The organism is Companilactobacillus pabuli, assembly GCF_014058425.1.
Classification (GTDB): Bacteria; Bacillota; Bacilli; order Lactobacillales; family Lactobacillaceae; genus Companilactobacillus; species Companilactobacillus pabuli.
Genome location: NZ_CP049366.1, coordinates 2,347,599 through 2,364,557 on the forward strand (window position 1 = coordinate 2,347,599; position 16,959 = coordinate 2,364,557).

General features: G+C 36.7%; 8 protein-coding genes. 6 read left to right on the plus strand and 2 right to left on the minus strand.

Translation table 11 applies throughout. The features are described 5' to 3' along the window. Nucleotides 1-138 precede the first annotated feature (138 nt). The 6 genes from G6534_RS11400 to G6534_RS11425 all read left to right on the plus strand — a co-directional run bounded on the left by G6534_RS11400 (nt 139) and on the right by G6534_RS11425 (nt 12,640). Nucleotides 139-1,122 carry an Lreu_0056 family protein gene (locus G6534_RS11400; protein ID WP_182082912.1) on the plus strand — a complete coding sequence of 328 codons (984 nt, stop codon included), beginning with the start codon at nt 139-141 and terminating at the stop codon, nt 1,120-1,122. Between the two features lie 83 nt (nt 1,123-1,205). Next, nucleotides 1,206-2,516 (plus strand): CAP domain-containing protein, encoded by a 1,311-nt coding sequence (locus G6534_RS11405; RefSeq protein ID WP_182082913.1) that lies wholly within the window; start codon nt 1,206-1,208, stop codon nt 2,514-2,516. 134 nt (nt 2,517-2,650) lie between these two features. Continuing rightward, nucleotides 2,651-4,450 carry an FAD-dependent oxidoreductase gene (locus G6534_RS11410; RefSeq protein ID WP_182082914.1) on the plus strand — a complete coding sequence of 600 codons (1,800 nt, stop codon included), beginning with the start codon at nt 2,651-2,653 and terminating at the stop codon, nt 4,448-4,450. A gap of 90 nt (nt 4,451-4,540) precedes the next feature. Next, complete coding sequence (locus G6534_RS11415; RefSeq protein WP_182082915.1) at nt 4,541-5,776, plus strand: DUF389 domain-containing protein; 1,236 nt, start codon at nt 4,541-4,543, stop codon at nt 5,774-5,776. Nucleotides 5,777-5,863: 87 nt separating this feature from the next. Further along, nucleotides 5,864-6,403 (plus strand): dihydrofolate reductase family protein, encoded by a 540-nt coding sequence (locus G6534_RS11420; protein ID WP_182082916.1) that lies wholly within the window; start codon nt 5,864-5,866, stop codon nt 6,401-6,403. Between the two features lie 297 nt (nt 6,404-6,700). Continuing rightward, the gene (locus tag G6534_RS11425) at nt 6,701-12,640 is read left to right on the plus strand and encodes a hypothetical protein (protein WP_182082917.1); all 5,940 of its coding nucleotides are present in this window, start codon (nt 6,701-6,703) and stop codon (nt 12,638-12,640) included. Between the two features lie 289 nt (nt 12,641-12,929). Here G6534_RS11425 and G6534_RS11430 read toward each other — a convergent pair whose 3' ends face one another. Beyond that, nucleotides 12,930-15,683 carry a cation-translocating P-type ATPase gene (locus G6534_RS11430; RefSeq protein WP_182082918.1) on the minus strand — a complete coding sequence of 918 codons (2,754 nt, stop codon included), beginning with the start codon at nt 15,681-15,683 and terminating at the stop codon, nt 12,930-12,932. Nucleotides 15,684-15,844: 161 nt separating this feature from the next. Further along, nucleotides 15,845-16,918, minus strand: a complete 1,074-nt coding sequence (locus G6534_RS11435) for a hypothetical protein (protein WP_182082919.1) — start codon at nt 16,916-16,918, stop codon at nt 15,845-15,847. Nucleotides 16,919-16,959: the final 41 nt, after the last annotated feature.

Genomic DNA, 16,959 nt, shown 5'->3' on the forward strand with positions numbered 1-16,959 from the left:
CTTTGATTAAATTCAAAGGTATTTTTTTTGACCAATAATTCCTGAATGAGAATAATTTTTTTTATATTAGTACTTTTTAAACGACTGGGGATGGATGTATAATCGACGTGAAAGTCTGAATTAGGGGGAAAAGTTGAGATGAGAATCAAGCAATTAGGATTAGTCGCAACTTTATTTTTAGGGGCTTTGATGTTATCAGGATGTGGCAATCAAAATAGTTCAAAAGATGAATCGCATCCGAAAACTACGGTTAAAGCAACTAAAAGTAAATCGACAAAAACTAAAAAGAAAAGCACAACTGATCAAAAGTCGACTGCTTTGTGGAATGATACTAAAGATAAGCAATTAGAAAGCTTTATTAATCAGTGGGCACCAACAATGAAACAATCGTATGTTAAATACAATGGGACAGATTCATTGAAAACTTCAGTAGGAACGACTTATCCGGATGATTTATCAAAAGTTAGTGTTGAAGGAACAAATAGTTCTATAGGTTGGAGTAAAACGGGTAAAGGAAATTACTCATACAATGTGGTCGCTATTTATAATTACGATGGCACTACACCACCGCTTCCAAATCACATTACGTATTTCTTCGCCTTTCATGATGGTGAACCAGTCGCGTTAGTTGATCAGAGTCGAGATGGTACACCAAACTTGCTTGAAACGAAGAATACTAAGGTAAAGGAAAGCTTCGATGCTATTGTTGACGGCAATTATAAGGCTGATTCAAATGCTTCATCGGATACTTCTGATACAAAGACAGATGATTCTTCCAACAAAGAAACGGTTACTGATCCAAAAATGATTGGAGTTATGGTGCACGAATTAGCTATGCCAGGTGATGATGTCTCTCAAGAAAGTCAACTAGGAGTTTATACTGCTAACGGAAAATATTGGATTGGTATCGGGACTTCAGCTTCAAATGTTGGTTATACAATTGATGGTGATACAATCCACTATTTCACTAAAGATCCTGATGCAGAATCGACAGCTACTGCTGAACTGATTGATCATACTGTTAGTTTGGATGATTTGATTTCAAAATATTATTCAACAGCAGATCAGAAACAATTAGTTCAGGATACTGCTAACAGAATGCCAGCTATCGATAGCGAATGATATTCCAAAATTAAGATTTTTATTGAATACTTTTAATGACGTGATTAAATTAATAATCAAAAAAATATAGGGGAGAGTATATCATGAAATTTTCTATGGGAAAATCAGCAGCAGTTCTTGCCGCATTGGCAGTAGCTACTACTGGAGCAGCAATGTTTAACCAAACTAAAGCACAGGCTTCAACAGTCGCAACCGTTCACTCTAGTTCAATCGCATTACTTTACAACAGCAAGGGACAAACTTTGACTAACCGTGCCTTAGCACCTAATTCAGCTTGGGCCGTTGGGAAAATCGTTACGATCAACAATCAAACGATGTACCAAGTCGCAACTGACGAATATCTAAGTGCTAGTGATTCGAGTTTAAATGGTCAGACTCAATCTAATAAATTAGTTGGAACAACCACAACACAATTGAATTTATACAACAGTAAAGATGGTGCAATGTCCAGTCGTGCTTTAGCCAAAAATTCAGCTTGGATCGTTGGTAAATATATCGTTAATAAAGATGGCCAACTATTTGCTCAAGTTTCAACTAATGAGTACGCTGATGCAACAAAGATGTCATTTAACATGGCTTTACCAGAACCAACTTATGTAGCGGATTTTGGTATTAGTAGTAATTTCAATGTTCACGATGCTTCTAAGGATGAGAATTTCAATAACGAAAATACCAATACATCAAAGGATGACTCAATGGCTGTTGGTACTATCGTTAACGGTGATGCTCCAATGTACTTCACACAAACTAAAGGTGATGTTCAAAAATACCGTGTTCTAAAAAATGGTAGTAAATGGCAAGTTGATCGAGCTATTAAAGATGTTAACGGGAACGTTTATTATGAAGTTGCTCTGGGCGACTTTATCAGCGCTGATCATATAACAGTTAATAAACCAGTTGATACGATGACGATTAATGTTAAATTCCCTGGATATTTGGGGATGAAAGATAGTATAACTACTGATAATAACCAAACATCGAATAATACTACATCGACGAGTGATGTTGCTAGTATCCAGGCAGCTTTGTTAAAATCAATCAATAATGAACGTGCTACAAAGGGAATTGCGCCAGTAACACAAACAGCCGCTTTAGATAATACAGCTCAAATTCGCGCTAAAGAAATTTCAACTAAATTTAGTCACCAAAGACCAGGTGGTGGTGATTGTTTTTCAGCTTTCCCAGCAGGCGGAGGTTATGAAGCAGAAAATATTGCTGAGGGTTATACAGGAACTCCTGCACAAATGGCTGAAAGTTTGATGGAAGCATTCAGAGCCGAAGACTATGCACCTAGTCACTATACAAATTTGATGGATTCACATATGACTCAAGTAGGTCTTGGAGTTTATAACTCAAATGGTACTTACTATCTTGTAGAAGATTTCATGGGTTAATATAATTATTTCGATAAGTCTCAATTATTGAGGCTTATTTTTTTGTGAGTAATTTAGCAATGCCAATTACACTATAAAGAAAAGTTATGCTACCATTTTAAGTAATCGATTACATAAAATGGAGGATGATGCTTATGAGTAATGTACAAACATTCAAGGGAACTGCTCAAAGTTTCCATGGACCAGTAACTGCCATCGTAACAGTTACAGACGGAAAGATTTCCAAAGTTGAGAGTGACAATATCGCTCCTAACACAGTTGGAAAACTAGCGATTGAAAGTATGCAAAACCAAATGACATCTGGACAAACTGAGGATATTGATGCCATTTCTGGTGCTTCATCCAGTACTAGTAATTTTAAGAAAGCTGTCGAGAAAGCTTTGGCAGTTTATCGTGGCGAGCTATCACAAGAAGATGCTTTGGACGTTAATGTTTTAGCACCAACTGATGGTGGCAAGGATAAATCAATCAATCGTCCTAAACCTTCACCTGCTAGAGGACCAGTTTATTACAGTGATGGTTTGAAATTTGATGATTCAGCCGATGTTGTTGTAGTTGGTTCAGGTGGGGCTGGATTAGCTGCTGCAGCACAAGCTGCTCAAGATGGTTTATCAGTTTTGATTTTAGAAAAAGCCGGAGTTCCTGGTGGGACAACTAACTATTCTGGTGGTGTTATTCAAGCTGCTGGAACTAAATACCAAAAAGAATTTACCAAATATCAAGATGATACTCCTGAAAAGCACGCCAATTTGTGGTTAGCTGCTGGAGAAAATCGTGTTAATCCTGAATTAGTCAAAGATTTAGCCAACGGTGCTCCTAAGAATATCGAATGGCTAGCTGATCAAGGAATCAAATGGAGTTCAGTTTATGGTCACTGCCACATTCCTTACGTTAAAGATGAAGATTTTGCCGATAGAATTCACGTCTATGATGGCGGTGGCGGCATGGGTCAAGGAATTGTTTTGACTCAAGCTTTGTTAAAGACCGCTTTGGACAATGGAGCTAAAATCAAGTATCAAGCTCCAGTAGTTTCTTTGATTCAAGTTGTTGGAACTAAAGAAGTTAAAGGTGTTGTAGCACAAACTAAAGCCGGGGATATTTACGTCAAAGCTAACAAAGGTGTGATTTTGGCTACCGCAAGTATCGATCACAATGAAGAGTTAGCTCACGACTTGAATGCTCAACAATATCACGACTTACAAGACCACGCTTGTCTTTCAACTGTGACTGATACTGGTGACGGAATCAAGATGGGCCAAATGGCCGGTGCCGCTGTTGCTGGTATGGGTGGAACGATTGATTTTGATAACAAGACCGGTAATGCGACTGATGATCGAGTTCCAACGATGCCTTCGATTTTTGTTAATAGTCAAGGTCAACGTTTCGTTTGTGAAGATGCTACATACGCTTATACTTATCGGGCAATTTTCCAACAAGAAGCTCAACTCGGTGGATCAACTTACATGATTTTTGATGAGAAATCACTTTCTGCTAAAGGTAGTGTCTGGAATCAAGAATCGTTGGAAAAAGATTTGGATAAAGGCGACGTTCAAAAGGCTGATTCAATTGAAGATTTGGCTGAGTTGATTGGTGTGCCGGTAGCTAACTTGCAAAATACACTAGATGTTTGGAACACTAACGCTGCTACTGGTAAAGATCCAGAATTTGGTCGTCGAACAGGAATTCAAATTTTGGCCGCTCCATTTTACGTACATAAAAATAGAGAAGCTAATCTTGGTGCTATCGGTGGTTTGAAGATCAACGTTAACTGCCAAGTTTTGGATAACGCTAACCAGCCAATTAGTGGATTGTTCGCCGCTGGATTGAATGCCGGTGGTTGGATTGGACCTTACTATCCAGGTTCAGGTACAGCTATTTCTGGTATCGTTCATCAAGGACGTAAAGCCGCGCAATTTATTAAAGAAAATAATTAAGATTAAGGGATGTCTTTACTGGCATTCCTTTTTTAATATTCTCGTGAATGTAATAAAATAAAACTAACTAAACATTTGTGAGGGATAACAATGGATATGGATGGAGAAGACCAACTACTAAAGTCGGATATTATTGACCAGCACGTTCGACAAAATCTCAATCTCAGTTGGTTGAATTTTGCGGTCTTATTTTGTGCGACAATAATTGCTTGTGTTGGTTTGAATATGAATTCGGTGGCGGTAATTATTGGTGCCATGCTGATATCGCCAATTATGGACCCTATCATCGGAATGGGTTACGGTGTCGGGATTCGTGATACGAAACTATTGAGAAAAGCCGTCATGGTTTATTTGATTGAAATGATTGTCGGTTTGATTGCGGCAACGATTTATTTTTCACTTTCACCGATTAAAGATGCTAGTGAACAAATCATTGCCAGAACTCAGCCGGCCATTTGGGATGTGTTAGTAGCTTTCTTTGGTGGTGTTGCCGGTATTATCGGTTCAGCTAAAAAAGACCCTGGCAATATTTTACCCGGGGTTGCGATTGCGACGGCCTTGATTCCACCATTATCGACTGTGGGATATGGTCTAAGTCAGTTTAAATGGTCGATAGTTTTCAGTGCCGGCTATTTATTCTTGATTAACACGTTTTTCATTGCCTTAGCGACGATGCTAGGAACGTTGGTCTTTAATTTTAAACAACACCGTGCTAGTGGAATTCCCGTAAAAAATCAAGTGTTGATTATCATTGCGGCGATTGTCATTACAATTCCGAGTTTGATCTCAGCTTCGACTTTGGTCAAACAAACATACAATGAAACACAATTAACAAGTTTTATCGATAATGAACTGCCCGGTTTGTACGTGGTCAATAAACAGTTCGAGGATAAAAAAATCAAGTTGGTCGTTATCGGGGATGATTTGAACAAGTCAGAAATTAGTAGTCTGGATAATCGTTTGAGCGACTATCAATTGGGCGATTATAAATTACAATTCCAGCAACTTTCGAAGGGTAATTATTTGAGTGTCAATGCCTTCAAGAAGTATGTCGACCAAGAGAAGAGCAGTACCACTCAAACGACAACAAGTAGTAGTGATAAGAATTTATTGCAGTTAAAGAGTCAAATTACGAAGAAGTATCCAGATGCGGTAGAGAAAGTTTATATCGGTCAATTAGTTGAGAAGAATAAGAGCGATAAGGCTTTGATTTTGGTTAAATTAAAAGATGATACTCCTGACAATCAAACGACAGTTAAGAAATTTGTTAAGACGTCAGCTGATAAATTGAATATTGATTATTCGTTGCATTTTACCAAAGATTAAAATACAGATTGTAAAGAAATAATTATCGGATAATCCTACAATTGGCTATATAATTATGTTTAAGAAAGCTGATTGGAGGATTGGGTTATGGCACGGAAAGTTATTCTATTTATTGCGGAGACTTTAGATGGATATATTGCGGAAGAAAACGGCAATATCGACTATTTGATTGACAATGATTTTACTTCGGGGGAAACGAAAGATCGTGAGTATGAGAAACTCGTCAAACATGTCGATACAGTAGTTATGGGCCGCAAGACTTATGATCAAGTTGCCAATAAGCTGTCTCCCAATGATTATCCATATGATAGTTTTGAAAATTATATTATGACTAGACATCCCGGGGACGATGTTGGAAATATCCACTTCATTGATGAAGATGTTGAAGACTTAATTCGAGGTCTAAAACAAGAATCATCGAAAAGGGATATTTGGATCGTCGGTGGCAGCAGCGTGATTGCTCCATTAGTTAACAGTGATTTAATTGACGTTTATCAAATTGGCATCGTTCCAATTGTCTTGGGTAAAGGGATTCCGTTGTTTTCCGATAAAACTAAATTTAAAGAATTCAACTTGGTAACAGCTAAAAAAGTAAATGGTATCGCATATTTAACATATGAAAAATAATAAAACCACTCAATTTTGATATTTGAAAATTGAGTGGCTTTTTTGTTGGATATGTTTTATATATCATAGTGATGTTTGTACATTATATTTATGATTTATTTTATTTATAAAGTTATAAAAGGCTTGTAATCAGTTACATAATAAGTGTTATTATCAAGGTATTAGAATGTTTCTAAGATTTGCCGTTATGCTAATTAGGCTATTTCATTCGGATTCTTCAAGTGAAGTAACTTTTTTAATTTTTATATATGTTATTGAGATTAATTAAAGTTTTTTGAAAAACGGAGGGGTTTTTCTATGAAGAAGAATGTTAAATATATTGGTAGTGCAATTGCAGTAGCACTTTTAGCTGCTGGAGCTCCGGTTGTGATTCCTATGATGATACCGACTTCAATGGTTCAAGTTAAGGCTGCCGGAATTCCTAATCCAAATGAAACTCCATTGGAAATGTTGACTAAATTCAGAAATCAATTTGATGATCGTTATGTTGCGGGAACTGATAGTATAACGTCCCCACTTGATGATTTAGTGGGTGAAGGTAACTGGGGGTTCTTTTATTTCGGACCTTTAACTTCGGATGATCCTAGTAGTTATCAACATATATTCGATATTCAAAATGATGAATATTTAACTAAATTAAAAGATCAGAATAAGATGCAACCAAGATCTTACTTCCATGCTCCAGGGAATGATTGGTATTATTATGACATTCACGGTTATTTGACTATTTCATCTGGTGGAAAAGTATTAAAAACTACTACTCCTGATGACCTAAGTTCCGTATCAGCGGGTATTAAAAATGGAATAATAAGGTTCCCTCTTACTATAACTATTCATTTACTCCAAGGTACTTCCTCAAGTGATGGGACTTATGATCATCCATCATTACAGGGGATTCCAGATGACTTAAAAACCTTTAGTTTTAAGATAAGTTTAAGTCAATTTGATATTAAAACTACTAATGGATCTGTTCCTTCATTGCATACGGGGTCAACATTGTCTGATTCGTCACTGATGACTGGCAACTCATTGTATATAGATGATAACTATACAGGAGATTCCAAGTATACTGCTAGTTTAGCCTCTGCAGAGAAACCAATTTATGGACAAAGTTTGTTCACTGATAAAGACGATGCTTTAGATTATGCCAAGAGCGATACTTTTGATCCTCAATTATCCGATAAAGGAAATGCATCCGATGATCAATTTAAGGATAATTTGGTTATCGAAAAACCGGGAGTATATTATCAAACTGTATCTTATAATTTAAAAGGCGATGGCAGTAATGGAACTAGTCCGGCTGGTGCGGATCAAGCTATAGGATATATGATTTCTGGAGAAGTAGATCCCTTAACTAAAAGTACCATTGCAATGTATACCACGTATATTGACGATCAAAAAAGTACTGATTATGCATTCAACAAAAATACGGGCATGTTAACAATAGCTCGAAAAATTTCTGTCGGAAAAAGTTTAAATGCAAAATTAACTACTCCTACAGTCAATACGGGTACAGCAATTAGTAGTATAGATACTACCGGAAATACGATAGTTGATGGAAACGATACTATACCTAGTAATGTTGCGGCTGGCGATACTTATTACACAGACGATGCCGCAACGAATGTAGCAACTTCTGATGAAGTTGACGGTGGAGTATTTAAAAAAGCTGGAACGTATTATCGTAAGTTAACTTTTACGTTAACTAATGGAAAGACCAGTGATTATAATATTTCTGGAGATTTGAGTGCTGATAGAACTGATACTACTGTTACGTACCTTCAAGAGATAGATGTTAAAAATGGAACAGTACCTACTATTAAATCTGCAAGTGCTAATATTGGTGATTCAACTTCAGAAGATTCCGTAACAAAAGGTAATGATTTGGCCAATAATGACGGTTCATTACTTGATACGACAAAGGGCGATTATGCTGGAGTAAGCTTTGGTAAAACGTACTATCAAGAAGATGCTACTGAGGCTAACAAAGCTGCTATTATTGCTGGAAAAGGTGAAAATGCTGTAGATGGTGTAGTTAGTTCGGATGGAACAACGTTTGAAAAAGCAGGAAGTTACTTAAGAACGATTACTTTCTATTTAACGAAAGAAGAAATATCTAATAATTCCTTTGATGATGTAGATCCTAATGTGCAAGTTAATGTTAGAGAAAGTACTGTAACTTATGTACAACAAATAAAGATAAGTGCCGTTGGTATTAAACCGAAGATTGATAATCCGGTTGTTTCAATTGGAACAAAGATAAACGATGATAAGTTAACGGATACTACTAATAACAGCTTTGATTACAATGGTGAATCACTTCTTAATATAAGTGAAGGTTCCAAGGGTATTAAATTGGGAACCACTTATTATGATGATCCACAATTAAACACGCCAACTACAGATATTACTAACGATGTTTTGAATAAAGCTAAAACTTATTATCGTACAATTAAGTTTTATTTGACTGATGAAGCATTTAACAATTATTCATTTTCAGATGCTTATGGTTCACCAAATCGAAATGATAAATCAGTAACATATGTACAGTCCGTTACAGTCAGCCCGGCAGAAACCTCAACTTTCAACAATAGTGAATTAAATGTATTGGCAGGAACAACGACTGATGGTGTCGATATCAATGGTAGACAATTAACAGATACAACAGAATATATTTTGAAAGACGACAAGGACGGAACTAAGGTTCTTAATGATTCCGATGATGTAACGATTGGAAACTATTATTCTACAGAAGATGATGCGGCCAAAGAAAATAACCCATTAACAATTACTGACTTTGAAGCAAATAAGACTTATTATCGTACGATTACTATTAAAGTTGCTTCTGGAGATGGTTATTCTTACACGTACCCAGGAGCAAGCTCAGTAGATAAAGATAAAGGTCTTGTAACGTATATTCAACAAATTAAGGTAGGTAAAGATCAAGCCACTGTAAAAGTTGGTTCTATTAATGATGTTAAATCAGGAACAATGACAAGTACTTTAAATAATGATTTTACTGGAGATTCAGTAGTAAATAGTACAGGTTCAATCGTTGCTATTGATGGAATTAGTTTTGGAACAGACTATTATGATAACCCTACTGATGCCTTAAATGGAAATACATCTGAAAAATCTGCTCGTGTAACATCAGACGGGCAAATAATTGGTGGACAGGGAACTTTATATCGCACGATTACCTTTACTTTAAATAAGGGTGCTGTTGATCAAAATACATTTGTACCAGGTATAGCAAATGAAGATTATAAAATTAATGGCGATACGATTACTTATGTACAATCTATAAATGTCATTAGTAATGCAGCTCAAGTGTCGATTAACCCAGTTACAGGAATTAAAACTGGTACTTTAACTAAGGATTCCGATATTCTAGCTGATAGTACTATTTCGGCAAATGATGTCTCGGTCATTGATGAAACCAAGGATATTAAATACGGAACGAAATATTATGATAGTATCGAGGATTATAGGGAATCTAAGGAATCTGTAGATGTTCAAGACGGTATTTTTACAAATGCACATAGATATTTCAGAGAAGTAACAATTCCCTTGGAAGAAAATGTCACAACTGCCTATAATTTTGGCGGTAATAACTTTGTTAGAGTTAATGACGATAACTCGGTCACTTATCTGCAGGAAATTGATGTAGAAAAAGTGAATGCAAGTCTAGACAGTAAGCCTGTAGCCGTTAAGGCTGGATCTAATGTAAGTGATGATAAGGCTGAGACAAATAACGGTTTAACTTCAGATGATGGAAACTCAATTGTTGGAGATAAAGGAATTCAGTATGGAACTACTTACTATGATGCGGATTCTGCTGATGAAGATGTACTTATGGGGATAGCTACAACTGAAAATGCAGTGACAGATGGAAAATATAGTACTCCAGGTACTTATAAACGTATAGTTGTCTTTCATTTACAGCCTAATGCGGCGACTGAGTATACTTTCCCTGGGAAACAGGGAATTAACTACATGATTAGTGGCAATACAATAATTTACGTGCAAAAGGTCACTGTATCAGCTATTCCTGCAACGATTACAGTCAATTCAAAGACTGTTACGGTTGGTACAACAACAGATAATATTAATTCAACATCGGATTATAAAATGAAAAGTGGAGATTCGGTAATTGATAGTAATGTTCAATTGGGGGATCTTTATAAGAGTTCTGATGCAGCTTTAAATAGCATAGCTTCTGAAAAAGCTGATGTTATTAGTAATAATAGAATAGTTAAATCCGGTAAATATTTCCGTACAGTAACTTTTACCCCTACTACTAGTTCACTTGATGAATATACATTTGCTGATAAGAATGCCCATGTACATGATGGAACAGTTATTTATATTCAAGAAATCGATGTTAAGCCAATTGTCTCTGAAGTGGCTCCAGCGGATATACCTGAAATTAAAGCAAAGGATCCTATCAATAAGTTACCTGATGGTTCTAAGTATGTTATGAGAACTACGGATCAGAATCATACATCTATCCCTACAGAAGTTAAATCTGATACCGTATATGAAGATAGCAATTTAAATACTCCTGTTAAAGACGGTACTTTTGATAAAGCAGGAACTTATTACCGTGCTATAACATTTAAGCCAACAGATTTATCTGCTGAAAACTATGAGTTCAGTGATCCTAATATTACTAAAAATCCAGATGGTACTATTACTTATGTTCAACCAATTACGGTTAATAAAAATGATGGTAGTAAGGTAAACTGGACGGATGATTCAAGCGAGGGTGATAATATTCAGAACTTGAACGTAAATGTAACAGTTGGCGGCAAGGATAATGCTTTATTAAAGACTGAAGGTTATGATTTAACAGATGCTAAAAATAGCTTAGTTGATAAAAAAAACAATCATGGAATTTCATTCTCTTCTGAATATTACAATATAAATTCTGATGGAACTGCTGGTGAAAAATCAGATTATGCTTCTGGATTCAAGATCATGAGACCAGGAACTTATTATCGTCAAGTTACATTTAGTTTATTAGCAGGTGTATCTGAAGATTATGACTTTAGTAGTTTGCCAGGTTATGTAAGTTCAGATGATAATTCGGTAACTGTTAATCAAAAAATCACCGCTGCAGTTTTAACTCCAAGTGTTGATATTAAGGATGCTTCAACTACTACGGGAACCTCATCGACAGCTAAATCTGTTGAGAATCCAGCTGATATTACTTTAACTGGTAAAGATAATAAATCCCTTATTAAATCAGATCCAACTTTTGATGGCTTTTACGATAAGGATGGCAATAAATTATCTGATGTTGTAGATAAGAATGGTAACTTTGCTAAAGCTGGAACTTACTATCAAAAAGTTACGGTTCCATTAACGGATAATGCTGACTATGCTTATGATTTTGATTCATTGAATGGAACAGTAAATCATGATGCTGAAAATCCGACGGTTACCTTTATGCGTGCAATAATGGTTAACCAACATCATAGTAGTGGTGGATCATCGACAAATACGGGTAATGAAGATAATTCAGGTACCGAAGATGGATGGACCTACTATCAAGATGCCGGTGTGGTAACAACTAAGACAACAAAGCCAACATATTCCTTGAACAATCACGCTAATGAGACGATTCAAAATCGTGCTTTGTCCGAAGATTCTAGCTGGGTAACGGATCAATATCGTGTCAACAATCGTACCGGTGTCAAACAATATCGGGTTGCGACCGGTGAATGGATTGATGCTAACGATGTTTACTTCCGTGATAATGGCAATGGTACTGGTACCGAAGACGAATGGACTTATTACAAAGACCCTGGTGTAGTTCTCACTAAAGAAACACAAGAGTATTATTCTTTGAATAATCACGCTAACGAAACAATTCAAAACCGTGCTTTGTCTGAAGATTCTGGTTGGATAACGGATCAATATCGTGTCAACAATCGTACTGGTGTCAAGCAATACCGAGTTGCGACTGGCGAGTGGATCGATTCACACGATGTTATTTTCGTTAAGGATGTACAAATGATTGTCAATGTTGATGAAACAAAAGACTACTACAGCCTTTATGACATTCAAAAGAACACCAATAGCAATCGTGCTCTAGAAAAGAAGACTTCATGGCTCACTGATAAAGTAGCAATCGATTACGATGGTTCAACGTATTACCGTGTCGCTACAAATGAATGGGTCAAACAAGAAAATGGTGTTCATCTAGACACATCTGTTTGGTATAAAAATTAATTTTTGAGAATCATGCCTCAATGGTGTGGTTCTTTTTTAGCACTAAAAAACATCTATTCAGATTCATATCAATCTAAATAGATGTTACTTATTCAATAATAAAACCAGAATCTAGCCTGGAGCACAAGTTCTGTGATGGCTCAGCCGCCAGATTTTTGTTAGTGCTTTAGCACTTACAAAAAGGCCTAGTTTTGAGATTTTGCGTCTTTGGGGCCATGCAAAAGCTCAAAATAGTGCCGGCAGCGTTCCAGCCAATCACAGAACTTGTGTGGAAGGCGGCAATTTACATTTACCAAATTTTAATCTTAAAAATCTCTTTCAAACCGGACAAAATCAACGTTGGTAAAGCGGGAACGAAGATTACTGCCAAATAAATCCAAACCGGCAAAGTGGCAGTTCCCATAACTAAATTGAAGAATGGCAGAACAGTTACCAAAATAGAAGTCACCCCAGCAAACAATACTGCTAAAAGTAGACGGGGGTTACTGAAAGGATTTCTTCTAAATAAAGTGTGAGAACTTCTAGCATCGAAGACGTGCCACAATTGACCAAAAACTAGTGTTAAGAAGGCAACTGTTTGTGCTTCGTTACTGTTCAAACCAAAGTTGGCAGCCCATAAGAAACCAAGATAAACCATAGCTCCCATGATAGTTCCTCGAATCAATACTCGAGACCAAGTGTGATTAGCCAAAACGGATTCGTTGGGATCACGGGGATTTTCTTTCATGATATCTGATTCAGCCACGTCATATCCCAGAGCAAATGAAGGTAGGGCATCACTGACCATGTTGACCCATAAGACCATCAAAGCAGTCAAAGTTGGTGTGCCAGCAGGAACTTGCCCGACTGTTTGACTGAATAAAAGTAAACATAACAATAAAGCCAAAACTTCAGCTACGTTAGTCGTTAATTCATGGCGCATGAAATTTTTGATGTTGGCATAAATCGTTCGACCACTTTTGACTGATTTCTCAATCGTAGTGAATTTATCATCTAAAAGAATTAAGTCGGCTGAATCTTTAGTAACTTCAGTTCCATTGATTCCCATAGCAATACCGATATCAGCTACTCGTAAAGCTGGTGCATCATTGACACCATCACCAGTCATAGCTACAACTTGATGATGTTTTTGGAGTTGTTTAATAATACGTTGTTTGTGTTCTGGGGAAACTCGAGCGTAAATGTTAGTCTTTAGAACTTTTTTGAATAATTCATCATCAGACATTTTTTCGATTTCACTACCATTAATGACTGGTGCGTCTTTTGATTTGATGATACCGAGGTCAAAAGCAATAGCACGGGCAGTATTGGCGTGATCTCCAGTGATCATCACAACTTCGATATTAGCATCATGTAATTCTTTAACTGATTGTTTAACTTCAGGACGTGGAGGATCGATGATACCGGCCACTCCGACAATAGTTAAGTTAGTTTCTAATTCTTCGGTCGTAGCACTGAGGGCCTGTTTCTTTGATAAAGATTTAATTCCAACGGCTAGAGTTCGTAAGGCTTGGTGGGCAAAAGAATTCACAATTTCCATAAAACTATTTTTGGCATCGAGTCCAGAAACTTTTTCACCATTTAAAATAATATCTTGGCTGTTTTTTAGTAGTACGTCAGGAGCACCTTTAGTATAAAGTTGATAACCGCCGCTATTTTTAACAACCACACTCATCATTTTACGGTCGCTAGTGAAAGGCAGTGTTCGAACGATTTCGCTGTTTTCTAATAACTGATTTTTCGTGACACCGGCTTTTTGTCCTAAGACGTTCAAAGCAATTTCAGTTGGATTACCAAAAGGTTTGAATTCACCGTCTTCTTCTTTGATCACGGCTTCGTTACAAAGAACCGCACCAGTCAAGAAAGCTGAATTGGTAGGCTTGATTCCATCAGAATTAGTGATTTTACCAGTTGGAGCGTAACCTAATCCGGAAACATCGAAAACAGCATTTCCATCATAGAATTTCGTGGCGGTCATTTCATTTTGCGTTAAAGTCCCAGTTTTATCAGAACAGATGTAAGAAGTACTACCTAGTGTTTCTACACTGTCGAGTGATTTGATGAGACCTTTATTCTTGGCCATTTTACTGGCACCGATAGTTAAAACGATTGATAAAACAGCAGGTAAAGCATCAGGGATAGACGCTACTGCTAAAGCGATCGAGGTTGATAATACGGAAGTGATAGAATTGATACTCAATTCTCCAGCACGAATAATTCCGATGATAAAAGTTAAAATTACGATTCCACCGGAGACTTTCATCAAAGTTTTAGTTAATTTATTAATAGTATTTTGTAGTGGAGAAACTTTATCGTCGACTGATTCGATCAATTTGGCGATGTTACCTAATTCAGTGTTGGCACCAATTCCCACGACGATTCCGACACCTTGACCATTGGCAACTGTTGAACCGGAATAACCCATATTGGTACGGTCACCAAGTTGAGCATCTTGATCAATAACTTCGGGATTTTTTTGAATAGCATCGGCTTCACCAGTTAAATGAGATTCGATAACTTGGAGCTCGTCAGTTTGAAGCCAACGAACATCAGCCTCGACGAAGTCTCCCAATTGAACTTTTAACAAATCGCCGACGACAATTTCACTAGTCGAAATACTTTGCCATTCACCATCTCGAAAGACAGTCGCTGAACGATCATTCATTTCTTTCAGGGCATCGAGACTCTTTTGAGCGCTGATTTCTTGCCAAAATCCTAAGAAGGCATTGATGATAATCAAAATTAAAATTGCGATAGCTTCATATAATGATTCAAAGCCGTGTTGAGGATTGGGCTGAGTTTGGAAAGCGTAGATGGAACTAGCAAACGATAAGATGACGGCGCCTAACAAAACAATAACGATGGGTTCTTTAAAACTACGCAAAAAAATCTTCCAATAGGGGTCGTTTTGCTTTTCAGGTAGTTTGTTTTCTCCATAGAGTTTTCGATTTTGTTGGACTTGGTCGTTGATTAAACCAGTGTTTTCATCAACTAGGAGTTTTGCTAACACCTCATCTTTAGTTTGTTGGTAAAACTTCTTCATAAATTCAGTCCTTTCAATTTTAGGCCGAAAAAAAGCGCAAACTTCAAGAAACTTCCTTACCCTCGGAAGTGTTATCTTGAAAGCTTGCGCTCAACCTAGTTATATTTATCTGTAAGACAATTGTATCATTTATTTAAAAAACACGCTAATCAGGTGTTTGGTTAGATAGCATTTTTAGAAATAAATTTAGTATTAGGATTGGAACCTGTGTAATTGTAGAGTTGATTGAATTGGTCCATTGTACCGTAATTCCAATCAGCGTCAAAGGCAGCATGATATTCAGTCATACCTAAACCAACATTAGGACCACTGTAAAGAAGAGCTGCTCTGTGGCCAAAGTGACCTGGTTGTCCAATAGGAGTTCTATTTTTATCGTCATCGTAGAAATCTTTAAGGATAAAGTAGGCAACATCTTTATCTGATTGAATTCCTTCTGTTTCTATTAGATAAGAGAGACCAGCGGTAGATAAGTTTTCAGAAGTATCTCTAGTGGCAGTACTGTGATCTAATTGAGCTGGAATTTGTTGCTCTGCTCTTTGTTGAGCATAGTTAATCATATCCGTTGTCCCTTGTACTGGAGCTAGTCCGTTAGCAGCATGTAAAGCATTCAAATATTTAATGAAGTAATTGTTGATATTTTGTAAATTTGGAACATAATCTTTTAGAGTATTGTTAGTTGTATCATCATCAGGATTTTTATCTAAAGTAGCAAAGTTACCAATATAAATAGGCGTAGGTAATTCCCCGTTGAATTTTAGATACGTTGTTTCAACATATTCGTGAGATGAAATTTGAACATAATGTTGATTGTATTTATTGATAATGTGTTTACCGATAGCCCAACTGGTGCCCGCTGGAAGCATCTTTCCATTAATATCATTTATTTGGTCATTATAAATAAATGGTGAGATGATACCAACGACTGTACCAATTAATTTTTTATTAGCATTACTGTCTTTTAGTGAAGAATCGCTTGCCTTTAAATATTCATTGGTAGCGACTTGATACATAGTTTCGTCATGAAAATTGACGATTTTTCCCACAAGCCATGGAGTGTTAGGAGCTAAAGCACGGTTGCGGATCAATAAACCACTGTCGGTATAAAGTCTAGCCGGTGTGCTAGTTGTAACAGTTGCGACAGAAGTTGCTTCAGCGTCTTTTTGAGACATTACTAAAGCTCCAGTAGTAGCCATTGCCAATGCAGCAATGATTGTAGCTGATTTTCCAAATTTCATAAAAAAAATCCCCCTATAATTTTTTCCTAAGTATCGGATGA

Coding starts and splice junctions, on each gene's coding strand:
- G6534_RS11410 (WP_182082914.1), top strand. CDS start 2,651: ATGAGTAATGTACAAACATTCAAGGGAACTGCTCAAAGTTTCCATGGA.
- G6534_RS11430 (WP_182082918.1), bottom strand. CDS start 15,683: ATGAAGAAGTTTTACCAACAAACTAAAGATGAGGTGTTAGCAAAACTC.
- G6534_RS11420 (WP_182082916.1), top strand. CDS start 5,864: ATGGCACGGAAAGTTATTCTATTTATTGCGGAGACTTTAGATGGATAT.
- G6534_RS11400 (WP_182082912.1), top strand. CDS start 139: ATGAGAATCAAGCAATTAGGATTAGTCGCAACTTTATTTTTAGGGGCT.
- G6534_RS11425 (WP_182082917.1), top strand. CDS start 6,701: ATGAAGAAGAATGTTAAATATATTGGTAGTGCAATTGCAGTAGCACTT.
- G6534_RS11415 (WP_182082915.1), top strand. CDS start 4,541: ATGGATATGGATGGAGAAGACCAACTACTAAAGTCGGATATTATTGAC.
- G6534_RS11435 (WP_182082919.1), bottom strand. CDS start 16,918: ATGAAATTTGGAAAATCAGCTACAATCATTGCTGCATTGGCAATGGCT.
- G6534_RS11405 (WP_182082913.1), top strand. CDS start 1,206: ATGAAATTTTCTATGGGAAAATCAGCAGCAGTTCTTGCCGCATTGGCA.